This is a genomic window from Pseudomonas sp. C1C7 (assembly GCF_013359595.1).
GTDB lineage: Bacteria > Pseudomonadota > Gammaproteobacteria > Pseudomonadales > Pseudomonadaceae > Aquipseudomonas.
In genome coordinates, this window is sequence record NZ_JABFMP010000010.1 from 63116 (window position 1) to 82470 (window position 19355).

Annotated in this window: 21 protein-coding genes; 10 read left to right on the forward strand and 11 right to left on the reverse strand. The window is 60.4% G+C overall.

The genetic code is table 11. The features are described from left to right. Positions 1 to 70: 70 nt before the first annotated feature. On the forward strand, positions 71 to 574 hold the full coding sequence (locus HNO86_RS10775; protein WP_175376975.1) for a universal stress protein: 504 nt from the start codon (positions 71 to 73) through the stop codon (positions 572 to 574). 112 nt (positions 575 to 686) lie between these two features. Next, complete coding sequence (cysB, locus tag HNO86_RS10780) at positions 687 to 1661, forward strand: HTH-type transcriptional regulator CysB (RefSeq protein WP_175376976.1); 975 nt, start codon at positions 687 to 689, stop codon at positions 1659 to 1661. Between the two features lie 6 nt (positions 1662 to 1667). On the opposite strand, the gene HNO86_RS10785 is transcribed toward cysB, so the two are convergent. Both HNO86_RS10785 and HNO86_RS10790 read right to left on the reverse strand, forming a co-directional pair. Next, on the reverse strand, positions 1668 to 2150 hold the full coding sequence (locus HNO86_RS10785) for a GreA/GreB family elongation factor (RefSeq protein ID WP_175376977.1): 483 nt from the start codon (positions 2148 to 2150) through the stop codon (positions 1668 to 1670). Positions 2151 to 2152: 2 nt separating this feature from the next. Then, positions 2153 to 2560: a hypothetical protein gene (locus HNO86_RS10790; protein WP_175376978.1), complete on the reverse strand. Its 408-nt coding sequence runs from the start codon at positions 2558 to 2560 to the stop codon at positions 2153 to 2155. Between the two features lie 123 nt (positions 2561 to 2683). Here HNO86_RS10790 and earP point away from each other — a divergent pair, with 123 nt between their 5' ends. Together earP and HNO86_RS10800 are read left to right on the forward strand one after the other, a co-directional pair. After that, positions 2684 to 3841 carry an elongation factor P maturation arginine rhamnosyltransferase EarP gene (gene earP, locus HNO86_RS10795; protein WP_175376979.1) on the forward strand — a complete coding sequence of 386 codons (1158 nt, stop codon included), beginning with the start codon at positions 2684 to 2686 and terminating at the stop codon, positions 3839 to 3841. Between the two features lie 48 nt (positions 3842 to 3889). Beyond that, entirely contained in the window at positions 3890 to 4459 is a 570-nt protein-coding gene (locus HNO86_RS10800) for an elongation factor P (protein WP_110964190.1), read from the forward strand. Positions 4460 to 4632: 173 nt separating this feature from the next. On the opposite strand, the gene HNO86_RS10805 is transcribed toward HNO86_RS10800, so the two are convergent. The 4 genes from HNO86_RS10805 to HNO86_RS10820 form a co-directional block, all read right to left on the reverse strand. Beyond that, positions 4633 to 5643 carry an alpha/beta hydrolase gene (locus tag HNO86_RS10805; protein ID WP_175376980.1) on the reverse strand — a complete coding sequence of 337 codons (1011 nt, stop codon included), beginning with the start codon at positions 5641 to 5643 and terminating at the stop codon, positions 4633 to 4635. Positions 5644 to 5680: 37 nt separating this feature from the next. After that, entirely contained in the window at positions 5681 to 6100 is a 420-nt protein-coding gene (locus tag HNO86_RS10810; protein ID WP_175376981.1) for an organic hydroperoxide resistance protein, read from the reverse strand. A 317-nt stretch (positions 6101 to 6417) separates the two neighbouring features. Then, complete coding sequence (locus tag HNO86_RS10815; RefSeq protein WP_175377071.1) at positions 6418 to 6882, reverse strand: MarR family winged helix-turn-helix transcriptional regulator; 465 nt, start codon at positions 6880 to 6882, stop codon at positions 6418 to 6420. A 69-nt stretch (positions 6883 to 6951) separates the two neighbouring features. Continuing rightward, entirely contained in the window at positions 6952 to 7908 is a 957-nt protein-coding gene (locus tag HNO86_RS10820) for a LysR family transcriptional regulator (RefSeq protein ID WP_175376982.1), read from the reverse strand. Positions 7909 to 8032: 124 nt separating this feature from the next. Between HNO86_RS10820 and HNO86_RS10825 the strand changes: the two genes are divergently transcribed. Beyond that, a complete protein-coding gene (locus HNO86_RS10825; RefSeq protein ID WP_175377072.1) occupies positions 8033 to 8767 on the forward strand; it encodes a sulfite exporter TauE/SafE family protein in 735 nt (244 codons plus the stop codon). Here the strand turns inward: HNO86_RS10825 and HNO86_RS10830 are convergent. After that, positions 8757 to 9611, reverse strand: coding sequence for a LysR substrate-binding domain-containing protein (locus HNO86_RS10830; protein ID WP_175376983.1), 855 nt, complete (start codon positions 9609 to 9611; stop codon positions 8757 to 8759). The two genes, HNO86_RS10825 and HNO86_RS10830, sit on opposite strands and share 11 nt — an antisense overlap. Before the next feature lie 95 nt (positions 9612 to 9706). Between HNO86_RS10830 and HNO86_RS10835 the strand changes: the two genes are divergently transcribed. Together HNO86_RS10835 and HNO86_RS10840 are read left to right on the forward strand one after the other, a co-directional pair. Beyond that, positions 9707 to 9922: a DUF1127 domain-containing protein gene (locus HNO86_RS10835; protein ID WP_175376984.1), complete on the forward strand. Its 216-nt coding sequence runs from the start codon at positions 9707 to 9709 to the stop codon at positions 9920 to 9922. A 64-nt stretch (positions 9923 to 9986) separates the two neighbouring features. After that, positions 9987 to 11216 carry a winged helix-turn-helix domain-containing protein gene (locus tag HNO86_RS10840; RefSeq protein ID WP_175376985.1) on the forward strand — a complete coding sequence of 410 codons (1230 nt, stop codon included), beginning with the start codon at positions 9987 to 9989 and terminating at the stop codon, positions 11214 to 11216. A gap of 114 nt (positions 11217 to 11330) precedes the next feature. Here HNO86_RS10840 and HNO86_RS10845 read toward each other — a convergent pair whose 3' ends face one another. Further along, positions 11331 to 12677: a class II 3-deoxy-7-phosphoheptulonate synthase gene (locus HNO86_RS10845; RefSeq protein ID WP_175376986.1), complete on the reverse strand. Its 1347-nt coding sequence runs from the start codon at positions 12675 to 12677 to the stop codon at positions 11331 to 11333. Between the two features lie 160 nt (positions 12678 to 12837). Here HNO86_RS10845 and HNO86_RS10850 point away from each other — a divergent pair, with 160 nt between their 5' ends. Next, positions 12838 to 13593: a spermidine synthase gene (locus HNO86_RS10850; protein ID WP_175376987.1), complete on the forward strand. Its 756-nt coding sequence runs from the start codon at positions 12838 to 12840 to the stop codon at positions 13591 to 13593. 108 nt (positions 13594 to 13701) lie between these two features. Here the strand turns inward: HNO86_RS10850 and HNO86_RS10855 are convergent, their stop codons facing one another. Beyond that, a complete protein-coding gene (locus HNO86_RS10855; RefSeq protein WP_175376988.1) occupies positions 13702 to 14493 on the reverse strand; it encodes a crotonase/enoyl-CoA hydratase family protein in 792 nt (263 codons plus the stop codon). A gap of 419 nt (positions 14494 to 14912) precedes the next feature. On the opposite strand from HNO86_RS10855, the gene HNO86_RS10860 reads away from it, so the two are divergent. After that, positions 14913 to 16586 (forward strand): DEAD/DEAH box helicase, encoded by a 1674-nt coding sequence (locus HNO86_RS10860; protein WP_175376989.1) that lies wholly within the window; start codon positions 14913 to 14915, stop codon positions 16584 to 16586. A 144-nt stretch (positions 16587 to 16730) separates the two neighbouring features. Here HNO86_RS10860 and HNO86_RS10865 read toward each other — a convergent pair whose 3' ends face one another. Next, positions 16731 to 17498, reverse strand: a complete 768-nt coding sequence (locus HNO86_RS10865; RefSeq protein ID WP_175376990.1) for a class III extradiol ring-cleavage dioxygenase — start codon at positions 17496 to 17498, stop codon at positions 16731 to 16733. 102 nt (positions 17499 to 17600) lie between these two features. On the opposite strand from HNO86_RS10865, the gene HNO86_RS10870 reads away from it, so the two are divergent. After that, on the forward strand, positions 17601 to 18257 hold the full coding sequence (locus HNO86_RS10870) for a thiopurine S-methyltransferase (RefSeq protein ID WP_175376991.1): 657 nt from the start codon (positions 17601 to 17603) through the stop codon (positions 18255 to 18257). Positions 18258 to 18395: 138 nt separating this feature from the next. Here HNO86_RS10870 and htpX read toward each other — a convergent pair whose 3' ends face one another. Beyond that, positions 18396 to 19286: a protease HtpX gene (gene htpX, locus HNO86_RS10875; RefSeq protein ID WP_007973520.1), complete on the reverse strand. Its 891-nt coding sequence runs from the start codon at positions 19284 to 19286 to the stop codon at positions 18396 to 18398. Between the last annotated feature and the right edge of the window lie 69 nt (positions 19287 to 19355).

The window sequence follows — 19355 nt, forward strand, 5'->3', positions numbered from 1 at the left end:
AAACGTCGTAGTCTCCAAGGCACTGCTAAGCTGAATCAATCTCCGCCATGTTGGCATTCGAGGAGGTCATATGATTCGCTCGATGCTCTATGCCACTGACCTCGGCCTGTACGCCCCCGTGGTGATGCAACACGCCCTGGAACTGGCACGGACATTCAATGCCGACCTGTACGTAGTGCATGCGGTCGAGCCCATGGGGCTGTTTGCCGAATCGGTGCTGCAGAGCTATCTGGATGAGCAGGCGCTGAACGAATTTCACAGTCAGGGTCTGAATAACGTCATTGCCAATATCGAACAACGGGTACTGGACAGTTTTCGGGAGGAATTGGGAGAAGAGGGCGAGCATGACCTGGAGCGGATTCAGGCGGTACGGGTGCTGCAGGGCGATCCGGCGCAAGTGATTCTGGATCAGGCGCAGAAACTCTCCGTGGATTTACTGATCGTAGGTAGCCATAGCCATGGTGCTGGTGCGGAAACGCCTTTGGGGCGGACCGCAGCGCGTGTGTTGCAGCTGTCGAAGGTGCCGGTTTACCTGGTGCCGCTGGTGCAACGTCGTCGCCAGGGGGATCGCTAGAACGTGAATAGTGGCATTCTGATAAAAAGTTCTAGATTTATTCTTCAAACCATTCATATAGTTATATACCGTCGCTGATGCCCGTGGCGTCTATCTGCTTTGAGGGATTCATATGAAGCTTCAACAACTGCGCTACATCTGGGAAGTGGCGCACCACGACCTCAACGTTTCCGCTACAGCCCAAAGCCTTTACACCTCGCAACCGGGCATCAGCAAACAGATCCGCCTGCTGGAAGACGAACTGGGCGTCGAAGTTTTCGCCCGCAGCGGCAAACACCTGACCCGCGTCACCCCGGCCGGCGAGCGCATCATCACCACCGCCGGCGAGATCCTGCGCAAGGTCGAAAGCATCAAGCAGATCGCCCAGGAATTCTCCAACGAGAAGAAAGGCACCCTGTCGATCGCCACCACCCACACCCAGGCGCGCTATGCACTGCCGCCGGTGATCAGCAACTTCATCAAGCAATACCCGGACGTGGCCCTGCACATGCACCAGGGCTCGCCGATGCAGATCGCCGAAATGGCCGCTGACGGCACCGTGGATTTCGCCATCGCCACCGAAGCGCTGGAGCTGTTCGGTGACCTGGTGATGATGCCGTGCTACCGCTGGAACCGCTGCGTGGTCGTCCCTCACGGTCACCCGCTGACCAAACTGCCGAAGCTGACCCTCGAAGCCCTGGCCGAATACCCGATCGTGACTTACGTGTTCGGTTTCACCGGCCGCTCCAAGCTCGACGAAGCCTTCAGCCATCGCGGCCTGACGCCAAAAGTGGTGTTTACCGCGGCCGACGCCGACGTGATCAAGACTTACGTTCGCCTGGGCCTGGGCGTGGGCATCGTGGCGAAAATGGCGGTGGATACCAAACTCGACAACGATCTGGTCGTACTTGATGCCAGCGAACTGTTCGAATCGAGCATCACCAAGATCGGTTTCCGTCGTGGCACCTTCCTGCGTGGCTTCATGTGCGACTTCATCGAGAAGTTCGCCCCGCACCTGACCCGCGACGTCATGGCCAAAGCCATTCAGTGCCATAACAAGCAGGAACTGGAAGAACTGTTCGAAGGCGTCGAACTGCCCGTCCACTGATCCTTTCTAGACGACCTCGGTGACAGCGAACTGTTGCCGAGCGCCCGCCACCAGAATCTCCACCTCATCGCCCTCGAACTTGCCCAGCAGGCTTTTGCCCAGCGGTGAGCGCGGGGTGATGACGGTGATCGGTTGCCCCACCAGCTCCACCTTCAGCCCTGCGGCATCCGGTGCCAGGAACAGCCACTGTTCGCGACCCTGTTCGTCTTCCAGGCCCAGCAGCGCACCGACCTCGATACCCCGTTGATCGTCATAGGGACGCAGCACCAGGTTCTGGCAAAGCGCCAGGGACTGGCGGATTTCCTCGACGCGCCTGGCTTGCCCGGCCGCCAGATAGGACGCTTCCAGTCCCAGGGTGTCGTACTTGTTTTCGGCGATGTTTTCTTCGTGAGTCGCGGTTTCGTAGGCGGTCAGCGCCGCGCGCTCGGCGATGTCGAGATCGATGCGCAGCTTGTCGAGAATCAGTTGGTGGACGGTCTGTTTATTCATGATCAATCGCAGAATTGCAGGACATTGGCCCGGCTTTTTTCGCTGGGTGCCGTCCGGTCCTGTTGCAGCCAGAACTGGCATTTGGGGTTCGACAGATTACGGTTACTGCTACGGGCCTGATCGAGCCGCGCGGCCTGTTCGCTCTTGCGCAGGTTCTCTTCGTATTGCTCGAACAGCGGGCTCTGAGGAGGAAGATCGGGAACCTGCTGCACCACGGGCGGGTTGGCCAGTTGTTGCACCGCCTGGGCCACCGGCGCCAATTGTTCGTTGAACACAAAGCGTGAGGCGAGCCAGCACGTCAGTGCGATGGCGATGAACCCCAGCCACAGACCCAGGGCAATGCTGCCGGTCAGTTGCAGGGCATTGAGCTGGATCGGCAACGGACGGCGCGGGTTGGGACGGTAGGGCATGGTTGCCTCCTGGCGGTGGGTCGCGGGCATTTGCGATTGTCGCAGAAAGATTAATCGTCGTCGGCTCTTCTGTATGGGGGAATTTATGCGGACAATCGCTGCCTTTGCCAACGGGAGCCTGGAATGTCTGAACTGCCTCAAATGAAAAAAACCAGGCGCTGGGATATTTTTTGCACCGTGGTGGATAACTACGGCGACATCGGCGTGACCTGGCGCCTGGCGCGCCAACTGGTTGCCGAGCATGGCCTGGCGGTGCGCTTGTGGGTCGATGATCTGCGCGCCTTCGAGCGCATGTGCCCGGAAATCGATACCCGCATCGACCAACAATGGCAGCAGGGCGTCGAAGTGCGTCACTGGAGCGCCGACTTCCAGCCGGTCGAGGCCGCGGATGTGGTGATTGCCGCATTCGCCTGCCAATTGCCGAGTGTCTACATGGACGCCATGGCCGAGCGCGAGAAGCCGCCGCTGTGGATGAACCTCGATTACCTGAGTGCCGAGGACTGGGTGATCGGCTGTCACGGCTTGCCGTCGGTCAAATACCGGCACGTGCAGAAGTTCTTCTTCTTTCCGGGCTTCCGCCAGGGGACCGGTGGTTTGCTGCGCGAGGGCGGATTGCTCGATCGGCGCCAGCAGTTCCAGGAGGATCCCGAGGCTCAGCGCGCTTTTCTGCAAGGCCTGGGGATCGATCGTGTTCCGGGTTCACAGCTGATTTCGTTGTTCGCCTACGAAAACGCGGGGCTGGCCAGCTGGATGGACGCGCTGGCGGGCGATTCGACGCCGACGCATCTGTTGGTGCCGGAAGGGCGGATTCTGGGGGACGTCGAGCGCTGGCTGGGGTTAAGCGACCTGACGGCCGGCGCCGTGCATGTGCGCGATGGCCTGACCGTGCAGGTATTGCCGTTCGTCCGGCAGGACGAGTACGACCGCTTGTTGTGGTGCTGTGATTTCAACGCCGTGCGCGGTGAGGATTCGTTCGTCCGGGCGCAGTGGGCGGGGCGGCCGTTGCTCTGGCACATTTATCAGCAGGAAGAAGACGTCCATCTGGACAAGCTCGAGGCCTTCCTCACGCTGTATGTGAAGGATCTTTCGGAGCCTGCGCGGGAGGCCATCAGCGGTTTGTGGCGTGCCTGGAACGCTGGCGAAAAAATGACCGACCACTGGCAATCGACCCGCAAACACTGGCCGGAGCTGCAAAAACACGCCCAGACGTGGTGTCTGGAACAGGCCTCCCGGCCCGATCTCGCCGCGGCGCTGGTACAGTTTTATGTAAATTGGCTATGATACGCGGCCTAGATTTTTGTAAATCCCATCCAAATTCGGATATTCGCAATGAAAACTGGTAAAGAACTCAAACCCGGTACCGTGCTGCGTATCGACAACGATCCATGGCTGGTTCAGAAAGCTGAATTCACCAAATCGGGCCGTAACAGCGCGATCATGAAGACCAAGCTGAAGAACCTGCTGACCGGCTACAAGACCGAAACCGTTTACGGTGCGGACGACAAGCTGGACGACGTGATCCTGGATCGCAAAGAAGCGACCCTGTCGTTCATCAGCGGTGACTCCTACACGTTCATGGACACCACCGACTACACCATGTACGAGCTGAACGCTGAAGACATCGAAGCCGTTCTGCCGTTCATCGAAGAAGGCATGACCGACGTCTGCGAAGCCGTATTCTTCGAAGGCCGTCTGGTTTCCGTAGAGCTGCCGACCACCATCGTGCGTCAGGTTGCCTACACCGAAGGTTCCGCTCGCGGCGACACTTCCGGCAAGGTCATGAAGCCTGCCAAACTGAAGAACGGCACCGAACTGTCGGTTGCTGACTTCATCGAAATCGACGACATGATCGAAATCGACACCCGCGAAGGCGGTTCCTACAAAGGCCGTGCTAAATAAGCACTGCTTGAGGAATGAAAAAGCCCGACCATTGAGTCGGGCTTTTTTGTGCCTGAAAGATTTCCCCTTCCTGTAGGAGCGAGGCTTGCCCGCGAAAGCGTCCTATCAGCCGACTCTGATGTCGATTGATACTACGCCTTCGCGGGCAAGCCTCGCTCCTGCAAGGGATTGTGTTATTTCAGGTGCTCCTTGAGCTCCTGCGAAGCCTGCAACATCGCCGAACGCACCGCCGGCACCTGGCTGACCACGTTGAGCAAACCGTAGTCGTGGATCATACCGTTGTAGCGAACCGAGGTCACCGGCACGCCGGCTTCGTCGAGTTTGCGGGCGTAGGCTTCGCCTTCGTCGCGCAGCACGTCGGCACTTGCCGTCTGCACCAGCGCCGGTGGCAGGCCCTTGAGTTGCGCAGGGGTTGCCCGCAGCGGCGAGGCGTAGATCTCGTTACGCTGGTTGGCGTCGGTGGTGTAGTTGTCCCAGAACCACTTCATCATGTTGCGGGTGAGGAAGTGCCCCTCGGCATACTGATTGTAGGAACCGGTATCGAAGTTGGCATCGGTCACCGGCCACAGCAGAACCTGATACTTGATTGCCGGCGTGCCCTTGTCTTTGGCCATCAGCGCGACCACTGCCGCCATGTTGCCGCCGACGCTGTTGCCGGCTACGGCCAGACGCTTGCCGTCGACGTTGATTTCTTTGCCGTGCTCGGCCACCCATTTGGTTGCCGCGTAAGCCTGGTTGATCGCCACCGGGTAATGCGCTTCCGGTGAAGGGGTGTAGTTGACGAACACCGCCACCGCGCCGGAACCGGCCACCAGGTCACGAACCAGCCGTTCGTGGGTCGGGAAATCCCCCAGCACCCAGCCACCGCCGTGGAAGAACATGAACACCGGCAGCTCGCCCTTGACCCCGGCCGGCCGGACGATGGTCAGACTCAGTGGCTGGCCATCGACCTGGATTGTCTTCTGGCTGACATCGGCTTTCGGTAACGTCAGCTTCACCCCCGACTGTGCGCCCACCAGCACGGCGCGGGCATCCTTGGGCGTCATCTGTTCCATCGGTTTGCCGGTGCCGGCGTTCAACACATCGAGAAATGCCTGGGTGTTGTGTTCAACGTCGCCGGCAAATGCGCTGTGGACGGACAGAGCGAGAAGGGTACCGGTCAAGACTTTGCTGAAAGTATTCATGTTCATTTCCTGTTCGGGCCTGGTTGGACGGCGATGGTTAGACGGTCACGTGCAGACGTACATCGACGTTGCCACGGGTGGCGTTGGAGTACGGGCAGACCTGGTGAGCTGCGTCGACCAGTGCTTGTGCGTCGGCTTGTTCCAGGCCCGGCAGGCTGATGTGCAGGTCGATGTCCAGACCGAAACCGCCAGGGATCTGGCCGATGCCGACATGGGCGGTGATCGAGGCATCGCTCGGGATGCTGCGCTTGGTCTGGCTGGCGACGAACTTCAGGGCGCCGATGAAGCAGGCGGAGTAGCCGGCGGCGAACAGTTGCTCAGGGTTGGTGGCCGCACCGCCTGCACCGCCGAGTTCTTTCGGGGTAGCGAGTTTGACGTCGAGAATGTTGTCGCTGGAGATCGCACGACCGTCACGGCCACCGGTGGAAGTTGCGATTGCGGTGTAGAGAGTTTGCATGGTGAAAGCCTCGTTCGATTGGATTTGACTGGGTTTGTGTTGCGCTAAATGTTTGCGCGCTAACTGAGTGCGAAATAAATGTATCGTGCCAATATTTAGCGCGCAAGATAAATTTTTGAAAAAGTTTCCAGTGAACGAACGATATGGTCGTTAGTTGTTGATTTATAAAGATTTAATCGGCTGAAACTTTTTGTGGGGGCAGAAAGAAATGTGGGAGCGGGCTTGCTCGCGAAAGCGGTGTATCAGTCGGCACATTCGCTGAATGACACACCGCTTTTCGCGAGCAAGCCCGCTCCCACAGGGTTCCAGGGTGTTTTTTAGATCAGGCTGCCCTGCAAATGCCGACGCAGTTCTTGCAGCTCCGCCTGCAGATTCTGCAAACGCTCCAGCGTCATGCCGCTGGCGCCGAGGATGCACTGGGGAATGCCCCGGGCCTTGTCTCGCAAGCCCCGGCCCTGGTCGGTGAGCTCGACGATGACGACGCGCTCGTCTTCACGGCTGCGGGTACGGCTGAGCAGGCCTTCGGCTTCCAGGCGTTTGAGCAGGGGCGTGAGCGAGCCGGGATCGGTCAGCAGGCGTGCGCTGATTTCTCCCACGGTCAAACCATCCTGTTCCCACAGCACCATCATCGCCAGGTACTGTGGATAAGTCAGGCCCAGCGCCTGCAACAGGGGCTTGTAGACCTTGGTCATCATCAGTGACGTGGAATGCAGGGCGAAGCAGGCCTGGTTGTCCAGCAGCAGGTCGTCGCAGTTATCCGGGGTGTCGCGTTCGGTGGTCATTTCGAAGCCTTGAGCAATGATCGTCATGAATCTAGCGGTCAAATCTTTAATGCGCCAGACAATTCCGGACTAGTGGCGATTCAGATGGGTTTGCAGCACCAGATCCCAAGGCGGGATCGGGCTGAAGCGGGTTTTCAGGTACTCCAGCAACAGGCGACTGCGGGAATTGGGTTGTTGTTCCAGGCGCAGGGCATAGATCCCGGCGCTTTCCGGCTTGGGCAGACCGCTTTCGCAGAACAGCGGCAACAACTCGCCACGCACCAGGTATTCGCTGGCCAGCCAGGTCGGCAAATGGGCGATGCCCAGACCGGCTAGTGCGCCGAAAACCAGGGCCTCGGCATTGTTGGCACTCATGCGTATGCGCGAAGGTCGATGCAGTTGCATCTGACCTTCAAGCTCGAAGCGCCATGCGAACTGTGGTGCCAATCCCTCCCAGTCCACGCCGTCGTGTTCGCAGAGTTGCACCGGGCCTCTGGGGACGCCCCGGCGTTGCAGATAGTCCGGGCTGGCACAGGCGATACGCATCATGCTCGCCAGCGGGGTAGCGACCAGTCGGGTATCGGCCAATTGACCGGTACGCAGCACCAGGTCGACTTTACCCAGATTCAGGCCCTGCATATCGACGAAGCTGTCGATCAGATGCAGGTGCACATCAAGGCCAGGATAAAGCGCCAGAAAGTCTGCGATTACCGGTGCCAGATGGCGACGACCGAATGCTGCCGGGGCGTCCACCCGAATCAGACCTTCGGGTGCGCTGCTCAGGGACACCGCCTCGGCTCGCGCCAGCCGCAGTTCCTCGACGATCCGTCGGGCCCGTTCCGCAAATGCCAAACCGGCCGGCGTCGCTCGAACAGCGTGGGTCGTGCGAACGAACAACTGGCTGCCCACGGCGCTTTCGAGGCTGTCGATCCGCCGCGCCACCGCAGAGGGCGTCAGCGGATGACGACGAGAGGCGGCAGAAAAACTTCCGGTTTCCAGAACGTCCAGGAACAGAGCGAGCTGGTCAGTCAATTGATTAGGGTTCATGAAAAGCCGTTTTGCTTATGCGAGTTGGGCATAGCCATTGTGCGCTGCTGTGCGTTTCCCCACCAGAATCATCTGAGTACGATGAGCTCACTATCTGGAGGACCTCGCAGTGATTGATTTTCTGATGTATCTGGTTTTCGGCGCGGCCCTGGGCACTCTGGGCGGCATCTTCGGTATCGGTGGCGGCCTGATTGCCATCCCGCTGCTTGGCGTACTGTTCGGACTGGATCAACAAATCGCCCAAGGCACGGCACTGGTGATGGTGGTTCCCAACGTCATGTTGGCGCTGTGGCGCTACCACCAGCGCAATCGCATCGAAATGCGCCATGCCCTGCCTCTGGCTTCGATGGGGTTCTGTTTTGCCTGGTTTGGCTCGATCTGGGCGGTGGGCATCGATGCGCAAACCATGCGCATGGGCTTCGTCGCTTTCCTGGTCACGCTTACGGCTTACAACCTGCTGCGCATGTTCTCTGGCCGTACGCCAGCCTCTTCGCAGATGAAGTACTCGTGGCCATGGCTGGGTGTGCTCGGTGCCGCATCCGGCACCATGGGCGGTTTGTTCGGAGTGGGCGGGGCGGTGGTGGCGACACCGGTGCTGACCAGTCTGTTCGGCACCACGCAGGTGGTTGCCCAAGGGCTGTCGCTGGCGCTGGCCTTGCCCAGCACCGGTGTCACGTTGATCACCTACGCCGTTCACCATCAGGTCCACTGGACCATCGGTGTGCCTATGGCGGTCGGCGGCCTGCTGAGCATCAGTTGGGGCGTAAAGATCGCCCACGCCATGCCAGAGCGCCTGCTGCGTTCACTGTTCTGCGGGTTCCTGGTGGTAAGCGCAGTGATGCTGGCTTTTAAAGTTTGAAACCGTCGACGATATGTTCGGCCAGGCATTCGGTAATCGGCGACGGATTGTGCAGATTGCGCACCAGCATGATGCTGGCCTCGGGCAATATCGGCAGGTCTTGGGCTTCACCAAGGATGCGCATGTCCTGAGTGATCAGGCTTTCCAGTTGCGCGGTCACCGCAAGGCCCGCGCTGACCACCGCCATGATCGCCGAGAGGCTGTCGCTGTTATAGGCCACGCGGTAATCGCGACCCGCCGCATCCAGAGCGTTGCAGGCCCACATCCGGCAAAAGCAGTCACTGTTGAACATCGCCAGGGGCAAGGGTGTTTGCTCATGGGCGCTGTAGCACTGCGCCTCGGCCCAGACGAACCGTTCCTTGCGCAACAACTGGCCGATTTCGCTGCCCGGTTCGCGGGTGACGATCGAGAGGTCGAGGTCCTGACGCATCAGCAATTGTTTTGATGATTCGCAGTACACTTCGATCTGGATCAGCGGATAAGACTGGGCGAAGCGCCGCAGGATCCCCGGCAAAAAGCGCATCACGTAATCGTCCGGCGTGCCGATGCGCACCGTGCCGACCATGTCCGGCTCGCGCAGGGTGTTGAACACCTCGCTGTGCAGCTTGAGGATGCGCCGCGCATAACCCAGCAGCACCTGGCCTTCAGCCGTGAGCCGCACTTGCCGGCCATCGCGCTGGAACAGCTGGCGCTGCAACACGTCTTCTTCCAGCCGTTTCATCTGCATGCTCACCGCCGATTGCGTGCGATGAACCAATTCGCCGGCGCGGGTGAAGCCACCCTGGTCGGCGATCGCGACGAAGGTGCGCAGCACTTCGGTATCGATAGTCGGGTAGCTCGACATGTATCAATCTCCGAGATGTTTGCCATCAGAAACATTTGTTGGATTGATCTTAGACCCGGCGCGAGACTGGAACCATCCAAACGGAGGGCAACAAGATGAAAGGTCTACATGAGTTCCACGCTGCGGAAAAACACTCGGTTCATTTGATTTCCGATCTGCTGCACAAGGTCAGCCGCTGGTACGAGCTGCATCGCGAGCGCGAACTGCTGGCAAGCCTGAGCGATGAAGCGCTGAAGGACATCGGTATGAGTCGGGCGGATGTCGAGTTCGAGTCGGTCAAGCCATTCTGGAATGATCCGATGCATAAATGAGTTATATCCAACTACACAAACCCACTTATGGTGAGGTAGGTTGCGAGCAGACAAGGAGATGCTCATGCCCGCACCACAGTCCTTATCCCTCAAACAGGCTCGGCGTCTGGCGCTGGCTGCCCAAGGATTCAACGGGCGCCAGCCGCCAGCGACGATCAAAGCGGCGCAACTGAACCGGCTGATCGAACGGCTGGGCATCCTGCAGATCGATTCCGTCAATGCCGTGGTGCGTTCGCACTACCTTCCGCTGTTTTCCCGTCTCGGTCATTACCCTTCTGAATTGCTCGATCAGGCCGCCTGGAGTCAGGGTCGTCGTCGCACCTTGTTCGAATACTGGGGTCATGAGGCTTCTTTGATGCCGCTGTCGCTGTACCCGATGATGCGCTGGCGCATGCAGCGCGCGACCCGGGGCGAAGACATTTATCAACAGCTGGCGCGTTTCGGGCGTGAGCAGCAGGACACCATTCGCCGGGTGCTGGCATGCGTTGAGCAGCAGGGCGCGCTGGGCGCGGGCAGCCTGTCGACGCGCCAGGAACGTGCCGGCCCGTGGTGGGACTGGAGCGCGGAGAAGCATGCGCTGGAATGGCTGTTTGCCGCCGGTGAAGTGACGGTCGCCGGGCGCCGCGGGTTCGAGCGACTCTACGACTTGCCGGAGCGGGTGATTCCCTCGGCGATCCTCACGCAACCGATGCTCGACGAGGCCGAGGCCCAGCGCGGCCTGCTGCTGCATGCCGCGACCGCCCTGGGCGTGGGCACCGAGAAGGACTTGCGGGACTACTTCCGCTTGAATCCCGCCGACAGTCGACCGCGGCTTGCAGAGCTGGTGGAGGCGGGCGAGTTGCTGCTGTGTGAGGTTCAGGGCTGGCGGCAACCGGCCTATTGCCTGCCCGACGCCAGGCCGCCGCGCAAGGTCGAGGCCAGCGCGCTGCTTTCGCCTTTCGATTCATTGGTCTGGGAGCGCAGTCGCACCGAGCGGCTGTTCGATTTTCGCTACCGGCTGGAGATCTACACGCCGCAGCACAAGCGGGTGTATGGGTATTACGTGTTGCCGTTTTTGCACCATGAGCGAATCGCCGCGCGGGTCGATCTGCGGGCTGAGCGGGCGGCGGGGCAGTTGGCGGTGCATGCGGTGCACGAGGAAGAGCAGGGGCTGGATGACGAGGGGATGCGGGCGCTGGCGGTGAATTTGCGGCGGATGGCGGATTGGCTGGGGTTGGAGCGGGTGCAGTTGAATTGTCCGCGGGCGAGTGCCATTCGATTGCGGGCGGCATTGGCTCAAATTGATGGTGAATGAGCCGGCCTCTTCGCGAGCAAGCCCGCTCCCACAAGGATTTGTGGTGTTCACAGATCCTTTGGGAGCGGGCTTGCTCGCGAAAGCGGCCTGTCAGGCGCTGGATTACTGCCTGACTTAACGCCGAACCTGCTTCAACGTCTCGGCAATCAAAAACGCCAACTCCAGCGACTGATCCGCATTCATCCGCGGATCGCAATGGGTGTGATACCGATCCGACAACCCGTCCTCGGTAATCGGCCGCGCACCGCCGATGCACTCGGTCACATTCTGCCCGGTCATTTCGATGTGGATACCGCCGGCATAGCTGCCCTCGGCCTGGTGCACCTGGAAGAACTGCTTCACCTCCCCAAGAATCTGCGCGAAATCCCGGGTCTTATAGCCACTGCTGGCCTTGATGGTGTTGCCGTGCATCGGGTCCGAACTCCACAGCACTTGCTTGCCTTCGCGCTGCACGGCGCGGATCAGTTGCGGCAAGTGGTCGCCGACCTTGTTCGCGCCCATGCGCGCGATCAGGTTCAGGCGGCCGGGATCGTTATCCGGGTTGAGGATGTCGATCAGGCGGATCAGGTCGTCGGTGTTCATGCTCGGGCCGACCTTGACCCCGATCGGGTTGTTCACCCCGCGCAGGAATTCAACGTGGGCGCCGTCGAGCTGACGGGTGCGGTCGCCGATCCACAGCATGTGGGCCGAGCAATCGTAGTAATCGTTGGTCAGGCTGTCGCGGCGCACGAAGGCTTCTTCGTAGTTCAACAGCAGCGCTTCGTGGGCGGTGAAGAAGCTGGTCTCGCGCAATTGCGGCGAGCTGTCCATGCCGCAGGCGCGCATGAAGGCCAGGGTCTCATCGATGCGGTCGGCCAGGTGGCTGTATTTCTCGGCCAACGCGGAGTTGGCGATGAAGTCCAGGTTCCACTTGTGCACCTGGTGCAGGTCGGCAAACCCGCCCTGGGCGAAGGCGCGCAACAGGTTCAGGGTAGCGGTGGACTGGTGATAGGACTGCAGCAGGCGCTCCGGATCCGGCACACGGCTTTGCTCGTCGAAGCCGATGCCGTTGACGATGTCGCCCCGGTAGGCTGGCAAGGTCACGCCGTCGATGGTTTCGTCGTTGGCCGAACGCGGCTTGGCGAACTGGCCGGCCATGCGCCCGACCTTGACCACCGGGCAGCCGGCGGCGAAGGTCATGACGATTGCCATTTGCAGCAACACCTTGAAGGTGTCGCGGATTTTCGCGGCGGAGAACTCGGCGAAGCTTTCGGCGCAATCGCCGCCCTGCAGCAGAAACGCGCGGCCCTGGGTCACTTCGGCAAACTGACGGCGCAATTCCCGGGCTTCACCGGCAAACACCAGCGGCGGATAGCTGGCCAGGGTCTGCTCGACGTGCTGCAAATGCGCTGCATCGGGGTATCGGGGTTGCTGCTGGATCGGCAGGGCGCGCCAGCTGTCAGGGCTCCAGGGTTGGCTCATCACGGTCTCTATTTGTTTTACGCTCGGATAGCCATGTTATCAGCAATTAGTGCGTGACCTGTTCCCGTCGCTTCGCGGACAATCGCGCCTTTGCCGCTGTGCGCAGTGGTGTCAATGTGATGCTTGTTCATTGCAGACAAGGTGAGGGTCGGGAGAGGAAATGACTGAGGAGCGCGTCGAGCTGTTGCTCGCCGAAGTGCAGGACGAATTTGGCGTGATCCGCGTGCTGGAAGTGGCCGATTACCGTTTTCTCGAATTCGGTGACGCCATCGAGCAGAGCTGTGTGTTCACCGCCGACCCGAGCTGGCTCGAATACGATTACACCCGGGCGATGCTGATCGGTGCGCTGTGCCACGAACAGCCGGAGTCCGCGCTGTTCCTCGGGCTTGGCGCCGGCACGCTGACCCAGGCCTGCCTCAAGTTCCTGCCGCTGGAAGACGTCGAAGCCATCGAGCTGCGCCCCGACGTGCCGCGCCTGGCCATCGAGTACCTGGGGCTGGACGACGATCCGCGCCTGTACATTCGCGTCGGCGACGCCCTGGAACTGCTGGACACCGCCGAGCCTGCGGACCTGATTTTCGTCGACCTCTATACCGATGTCGGCCCGGGCGTCGGGCACCTGGCCTGGACTTTCCTGGAGAACTGCCAGAAACGCCTGAATCCGGGGGGCTGGCTGGTGATCAACCAATGGGCCACCGACGACGGCAAGCCGCTGGGCGCCGCGTTGTTGCGCGGGCTCTACCACAGGCATTACTGGGAATTGCCGGTGAAGGAGGGCAACGTGATCCTGATCGTGCCTTCGGAGCTGGATCAGGAGCTGGACATGCAAGGGCTGATCGCCCGGGCCGAAGCGCTGGCGCCGCGGTTGGGGTATTCGCTGGAGTCGCTGATCAAGGCGATTCGGCCTGCGACCTGACGGTTGCGAGTATCCAATGTAGGAGCTGCCGAAGGCTGCGATCTTTTGATCTTGCTTTTAAAAATCAAAATCAAAAGATCGCAGCCTTCGGCAGCTTCTACAAAGAGTTCAGCAGCCTTTGAAAACGCCCGGTCTTTTCTCGATCAACGACCGCACCCCTTCCCGCGCATCCTCGGTCGCCAACAACTTCTTCGCCAACCCCGGCAGATTCTTCGCGGCAGCGAGCTCCCCTTCATAACGCGCCTGCCGAGCCGACATCAACGTGGCCTGAACCCCCAGCGGCGCCTGCCTGGCAATCCGCTCGGCCAACTCGATCGCCCGCGGCAGCAGATCCTCACTGGCTACGACCTCCTGTACCAGCCCCAGGTGCAAGGCGTCATGGGCATCGAACTCATCGCCGGTCAGCATCCAGCGCATGGCATTGCCCCAGCCGGCCACCTGATGCAGGCGCAGGGTGGCGCCGCCAAAGGGGAAGATCCCGCGCTGCACTTCCATCTGGGCGAAGCGGGTATTGCTGGCGCACAGGTTGATGTCGGCGGCCAGCATCAATTCAATGCCGATCGTCAGGCAGTATCCTTGCGCGGCGACGATCACCGGTTTGCTGACCCGAGGGCCTGCAAATACGCCCCACGGATCGCAACCGCCGGACGGCGTTTGCCAGCCTTCGATCAGCGCCGCGCTGGCGCTCGCCAGATCCAGGCCGGCGGTGAAATGCTCGCCATGGCCGAAGACCACCGCTACCCGCGCCTCGCTGTCGGCCTCGAACTCGCCATAGGCCAGGCTCAATCCGTTGAGCAGGTCCATGTCGAAGGCGTTGCGCTTGGCGACCCGGTCCAGGCCGATCAACAGGACATGGCCGCGTTTCTCACGGCTCACACGGCTGGCGTTCAGCTCTTGCATGGGGCATCTCCTGAAGCAGGAAGGGGAGTCGGACCGGCGGTCTGAATCATTCGAGGTGAAACGTTTAAGCGCCATCCCCCGCAGGGCAGGGCCCTTGAAAAATAGTCGCTGGCACGACTATCCGCAAAGCGTATGACAGAACGCCGTACGGACGCGTAAAGCGTCAAAAAAAACTCCCTTTTTCGGCAAATTCCGGTATAGTGCGCGCCGGTCTTTAACCGGGCCACGTTTAGGTAGCGCAATTCCCCGAAGTCAACTTCGGTTGCACGTCCGCTTCGGACTCTTCCTTGACGATTCTTTTCATTCAATCGTTTTCGCAAATCCCCGCCGACAAAGCTGCCAGGGCGACTCTTGAGTCTCAACACGGCATGCGCAGCTTTGGAGCATGGGTCTTTGCGGATGCACTTAGAGGCAGACCCATGACCCAGGAAATCGGCGGCTTCGCCGCTCTTGAACTTCATCCCAATATTGTCGCTGCAGTAGTCGCTACCGGCTATGAAGAGCCTTCGGCCATTCAGCAGCAGTCGATCCCGATCATCCTCGCCGGTCACGATATGATTGGTCAGGCGCAAACCGGTACCGGTAAAACCGCCGCCTTCGCCCTGCCTATCCTGCACCGCATCGATCCGTCCAAGCGCGAGCCGCAAGCTCTGATCCTGGCCCCAACTCGTGAGTTGGCGCTGCAAGTTGCAACCGCTTTCGAAACCTACGCCAAGCAAATGCCGGGCGTGACTGTTGTGGCTGTCTACGGCGGCGCGCCGATGGGCCCACAATTGAAAGCAATCCGTAATGGCGCACAGATCGTTGTCGCCACTCCGGGCCGTCTGTGCGACCACCTGCGTCGCGACGAAAAAGTGCTGCAGACCGTGAACCACCTGGTTCTCGACGAAGCAGACGAAATGCTCAAGCTGGGCTTCATGGACGACCTGGAAGTCATCTTCAAGGCCATGCCGGAAACCCGTCAGACCGTATTGTTCTCGGCGACCCTGCCGCAATCGATCCGTGCCATCGCCGAACGCCACCTGCGCGATCCGAAGCACGTGAAGATCCAGAGCAAGACCCAGACCGTTACCGCGATCGAGCAGGCTCACCTGCTGGTTCACGCCGACCAGAAGACTTCTGCCGTTCTCAGCCTGCTGGAAGTGGAAGATTTCGACGCGCTGATCATGTTCGTGCGTACCAAGCAAGCCACCCTGGACCTGGCCAGCGCCCTGGAAGCCAAAGGCTACAAAGCTGCTGCGCTGAACGGTGACATTGCCCAGAACCAGCGTGAGCGCGTGATCGACTCCCTCAAGGATGGCCGTCTGGACATCGTTGTGGCGACCGACGTTGCCGCTCGTGGCCTGGACGTACCGCGCATCACTCACGTGTTCAACGTCGACATGCCGTACGATCCGGAATCCTACGTTCACCGTATCGGCCGTACCGGCCGTGCCGGACGCGAAGGTCGTGCGCTGCTGCTGGTGACTCCGCGTGAGCGCCGCATGCTGCAAGTGATCGAACGCGTAACCGGTCAGAAGGTTGCCGAAGTACGTCTGCCGGACGCCCAGGCCGTTCTGGATGCCCGCATCAAGAAACTGACCAACAGCCTGTCGCCGCTGGTGGCTGAGGCCGAATCGACCCACGGTGATCTGCTCGATCGCCTGACCGCCGACATCGGTTGCAGCCCGCGTGCCCTGGCCGCAGCCCTGCTGCGCAAGGCTACCAACGGTCAAGCGCTGAATCTGGCCGCTATCGAGAAAGAGCGTCCGCTGGTGCCGAACAGCACGCCGCGTGGCGATCGTCCAGAGCGTTCCGGCGACCGTCCTGAGCGTGGCGACCGCGAGCGTCGTGCTCCGATGCCGCTGGCCGAAGGTCGTGCTCGCTGCCGTACCGCGCTGGGCGCGCGTGACGGTATCGCCGCCAAGAACCTGCTGGGCGCCATCCTCAACGAAGGTGGCCTGGCCCGTGAAGCAATCGGTCGCATCCAGGTGCGTGACAGCTTCAGTCTCGTCGAGCTGCCGGAAGATGGTCTGGAGAAGTTGCTGACCAAGCTGAAGGACACTCGCGTTGCCGGCAAGCAGCTGAAACTGCGTCGCTACCGCGAAGATTGATCGGCTTTCGGGCTGATTGATCGAACAAAAAAATCCCCGACTGGTTCGGGGATTTTTTTTGCCTTGAAAAGATCGCAGCCTTCGGCAGCTCCTACATGGGATCGATTTAGGAGCTGCCGAAGGCTGCGATCTTTTGATTTTCGGTCAACCGAACCGATAGATGTCCATGCCCAACGCCCCCATGGTGAACCCCTGGTGGGCAACGCTGAAATCTCCCCCCGCACTGCGGGCAAAGTACAGCGGCAGCAAATGCTCGTCGCTGGGATGGTTGCGCACGGCGTTCGGCGCCTGCTGGCGATAATCGTGCAAGGCCGCTTCGTCGTTGGCTGCCAGCTTCTCGATCATCCAGTCGCGGAACACTTGAGCCCAGGGCTCGACGCTTTCAGGCCCCGCGTGCCAATCCAGCTCGCGCAGGTTGTGGGTAATGCTGCCGGAACCGATCAACAGAACGTCCTGCCGGCGCAGGCTGGCCAGGGCTTTGCCGACGCGGGTTTGCAGGGCAGGGCCGCCGCGGGTGGGCAGGGACACCTGAACGATCGGAATATCCGCCTGCGGATACATCAATTTCAACGGCACCCAGACGCCATGGTCGAACGGCCGTTGCGTGTCGACCCGCGCGGGAAGATCGGCGGCCTTCAGCAGCTCGACAACCTCTGAGGCCAATTGCGGTTGGCCGGGGGCAGGGTATTGCACTTCGAACAGCGCCCTCGGAAAACCACCGAAGTCGTGCCAGGTTTCCGGCTGTGGATTGGCGCTGACCAGCAGTTCATGGCTTTCCCAGTGCGCGGAAACAATCACGATGGCTTTGGGCCTCGGCATCTGCGCCGCCAGGTGGGCGAGGGCCGGTCCGCTGGCGCCGGGTTCCAGGGCCAGCATCGGGGAGCCATGGGATATGTACAGGCTGGGGAACATGAATGAGCTCCTGAGGGTTAAGATGCTCCATCTTCAATCAGATCATTGATCTAAATCTAATATAAGTTTTAGGGTGTTTTGATCGAATTTTCGGGGTTATTTATGCAGCCGGAATTTTGGCACAAGAAATGGGCGTCGAATCAGATCGGTTTTCACCTGCCGCAGGTGAACCCTTATCTGCAACGGTTCTGGCAACAGCTGGATCTGGAAGACGGTGCGCGGGTGCTGGTGCCGCTGTGTGGCAAGAGCCTGGATCTGCTGTGGCTGGCGCATCAGGGGCATGAAGTCCTTGGCGTCGAGTTGTCGGAGAAGGCCGTGGAGGACTTCTTTGCCGAGCATGGCTTCGATCCCGCCATCAGTGAGCAGGGGCCGTTCAAGGTCTATCGCGCCGGTTCGATCGAGCTGTGGTGCGGCGATTTCTTCGCGCTGACGGCCGGGGACGTGGCTGATTGTTCCGCGCTTTATGACCGCGCCGCGCTGATTGCCTTGCCGCCAGCGATGCGCGAGCGGTACGCGGAGCATCTGAAGCGGATATTGCCCAAGGAGTCTCTCGGGCTGTTGATCACCCTGGATTACGATCAGGAGCAGATGTCCGGACCGCCATTTGCCGTGCTCGATGAGGAAGTGCAGCGTTTGTTCGGGGCTTCGTGGGCGCTGACGGTTCTGGAGGATCAGGATGTGCTGAGCGAGAGCGGGAAGTTTCTGGAGGCCGGTGTTTCGCGGCTTGAGGAGCGGGTTTATCGGGTTTCCAGCCGGTAATCGGGAATGGCTCAGGCCTCATCGCGAGCAGGCTCCCACAAGGGATTGAGGTGACCTCAACCTGAAGCCAGGCGTGCAATTGCAGCAATAAAAAAAGGCCCGCATCGCTGCGGGCCTTCTTGTTTGTTTCAGAGCTTCTTAGCCCCGGCGGCGAGCCAGTGCATCGATACGCTCTTCCAGCGGCGGGTGGCTCATGAACATCCGCGCAAACCCTTGCTTGATGCCACCGTTGATGCCGAAGGCGTTCAGGGTGTCGGGCATGTGCACCGGCAGGCCCTGTTCCGCACGCAGGCGCTGCAGGGCGCCAATCATCGCGGCGGTGCCGGCCAGGTTGGCACCGGCTTCGTCGGCACGGAATTCCCGTTTGCGCGAGAACCACATGACGATGGCGCTGGCCAGGATACCCAGGACCAGTTCGGCGAAGATGGTCGCCACGTAGTAGGCAATGCCCTGGCCTTCTTCGTTCTTGAAGATCACCTTGTCGACGAAGTTGCCGATGATCCGCGCGAAGAACATCACGAAGGTGTTCACCACGCCCTGGATCAGCGCCAGGGTCACCATGTCGCCATTGGCCACGTGACCGATCTCGTGGGCCAGCACGGCTTTCACTTCATCCGGCGAGAAACGTTCGAGCAAGCCCTGGCTGACCGCGACCAGTGCATCGTTCTTGTTCCAGCCGGTGGCGAAGGCGTTCGCCTCGTAAGCCGGGAAAATACCCACTTCGGGCATCTTGATCCCGGCTTCGCGGGACAGTTGCTCGACGGTTTGCAGCAGCCACTGCTCGTGACGGGTGCGTGGCTGGGTGATGATCTGGGTGCTGGTGCTCATCTTCGCCATCCACTTGGAGATGAACAGCGAGAACAGGGAACCGGCGAAACCAAAGACCGCACAGAAAATCAGCAGCTGATTGAGGTTGAGATCAACCCCATTGGCCGCCATGAACCCGTTGAAGCCGAAAAGGCTCAGGGTGATGCTGGCAATCAGCACGACCGCCAGGTTAGTGGCCAAGAACAGCAGGATGCGCATCATGGTTGTAGAAATCTCCTTTTGCTAAAGATGTAGCGTGATGCGGGGTATATAAGGTGATGCACCGGGGTA

What these genes read in the sequence shown, in the direction of transcription:
- HNO86_RS10800 (WP_110964190.1), top strand. Translation starts at nt 3,890, where the DNA reads ATGAAAACTGGTAAAGAACTCAAACCCGGTACCGTGCTGCGTATCGAC.
- cysB (WP_175376976.1), top strand. Translation starts at nt 687, where the DNA reads ATGAAGCTTCAACAACTGCGCTACATCTGGGAAGTGGCGCACCACGAC.
- earP (WP_175376979.1), top strand. Translation starts at nt 2,684, where the DNA reads ATGTCTGAACTGCCTCAAATGAAAAAAACCAGGCGCTGGGATATTTTT.
- HNO86_RS10860 (WP_175376989.1), top strand. Translation starts at nt 14,913, where the DNA reads ATGACCCAGGAAATCGGCGGCTTCGCCGCTCTTGAACTTCATCCCAAT.
- HNO86_RS10865 (WP_175376990.1), bottom strand. Translation starts at nt 17,498, where the DNA reads ATGTTCCCCAGCCTGTACATATCCCATGGCTCCCCGATGCTGGCCCTG.
- HNO86_RS10845 (WP_175376986.1), bottom strand. Translation starts at nt 12,677, where the DNA reads ATGAGCCAACCCTGGAGCCCTGACAGCTGGCGCGCCCTGCCGATCCAG.
- HNO86_RS10825 (WP_175377072.1), top strand. Translation starts at nt 8,033, where the DNA reads ATGTATCTGGTTTTCGGCGCGGCCCTGGGCACTCTGGGCGGCATCTTC.
- HNO86_RS10835 (WP_175376984.1), top strand. Translation starts at nt 9,707, where the DNA reads ATGAAAGGTCTACATGAGTTCCACGCTGCGGAAAAACACTCGGTTCAT.
- HNO86_RS10785 (WP_175376977.1), bottom strand. Translation starts at nt 2,150, where the DNA reads ATGAATAAACAGACCGTCCACCAACTGATTCTCGACAAGCTGCGCATC.
- HNO86_RS10775 (WP_175376975.1), top strand. Translation starts at nt 71, where the DNA reads ATGATTCGCTCGATGCTCTATGCCACTGACCTCGGCCTGTACGCCCCC.
- HNO86_RS10840 (WP_175376985.1), top strand. Translation starts at nt 9,987, where the DNA reads ATGCCCGCACCACAGTCCTTATCCCTCAAACAGGCTCGGCGTCTGGCG.
- HNO86_RS10820 (WP_175376982.1), bottom strand. Translation starts at nt 7,908, where the DNA reads ATGAACCCTAATCAATTGACTGACCAGCTCGCTCTGTTCCTGGACGTT.
- HNO86_RS10815 (WP_175377071.1), bottom strand. Translation starts at nt 6,882, where the DNA reads ATGACCACCGAACGCGACACCCCGGATAACTGCGACGACCTGCTGCTG.
- HNO86_RS10810 (WP_175376981.1), bottom strand. Translation starts at nt 6,100, where the DNA reads ATGCAAACTCTCTACACCGCAATCGCAACTTCCACCGGTGGCCGTGAC.
- HNO86_RS10790 (WP_175376978.1), bottom strand. Translation starts at nt 2,560, where the DNA reads ATGCCCTACCGTCCCAACCCGCGCCGTCCGTTGCCGATCCAGCTCAAT.
- HNO86_RS10855 (WP_175376988.1), bottom strand. Translation starts at nt 14,493, where the DNA reads ATGCAAGAGCTGAACGCCAGCCGTGTGAGCCGTGAGAAACGCGGCCAT.
- htpX (WP_007973520.1), bottom strand. Translation starts at nt 19,286, where the DNA reads ATGATGCGCATCCTGCTGTTCTTGGCCACTAACCTGGCGGTCGTGCTG.
- HNO86_RS10805 (WP_175376980.1), bottom strand. Translation starts at nt 5,643, where the DNA reads ATGAATACTTTCAGCAAAGTCTTGACCGGTACCCTTCTCGCTCTGTCC.
- HNO86_RS10870 (WP_175376991.1), top strand. Translation starts at nt 17,601, where the DNA reads ATGCAGCCGGAATTTTGGCACAAGAAATGGGCGTCGAATCAGATCGGT.
- HNO86_RS10830 (WP_175376983.1), bottom strand. Translation starts at nt 9,611, where the DNA reads ATGTCGAGCTACCCGACTATCGATACCGAAGTGCTGCGCACCTTCGTC.
- HNO86_RS10850 (WP_175376987.1), top strand. Translation starts at nt 12,838, where the DNA reads ATGACTGAGGAGCGCGTCGAGCTGTTGCTCGCCGAAGTGCAGGACGAA.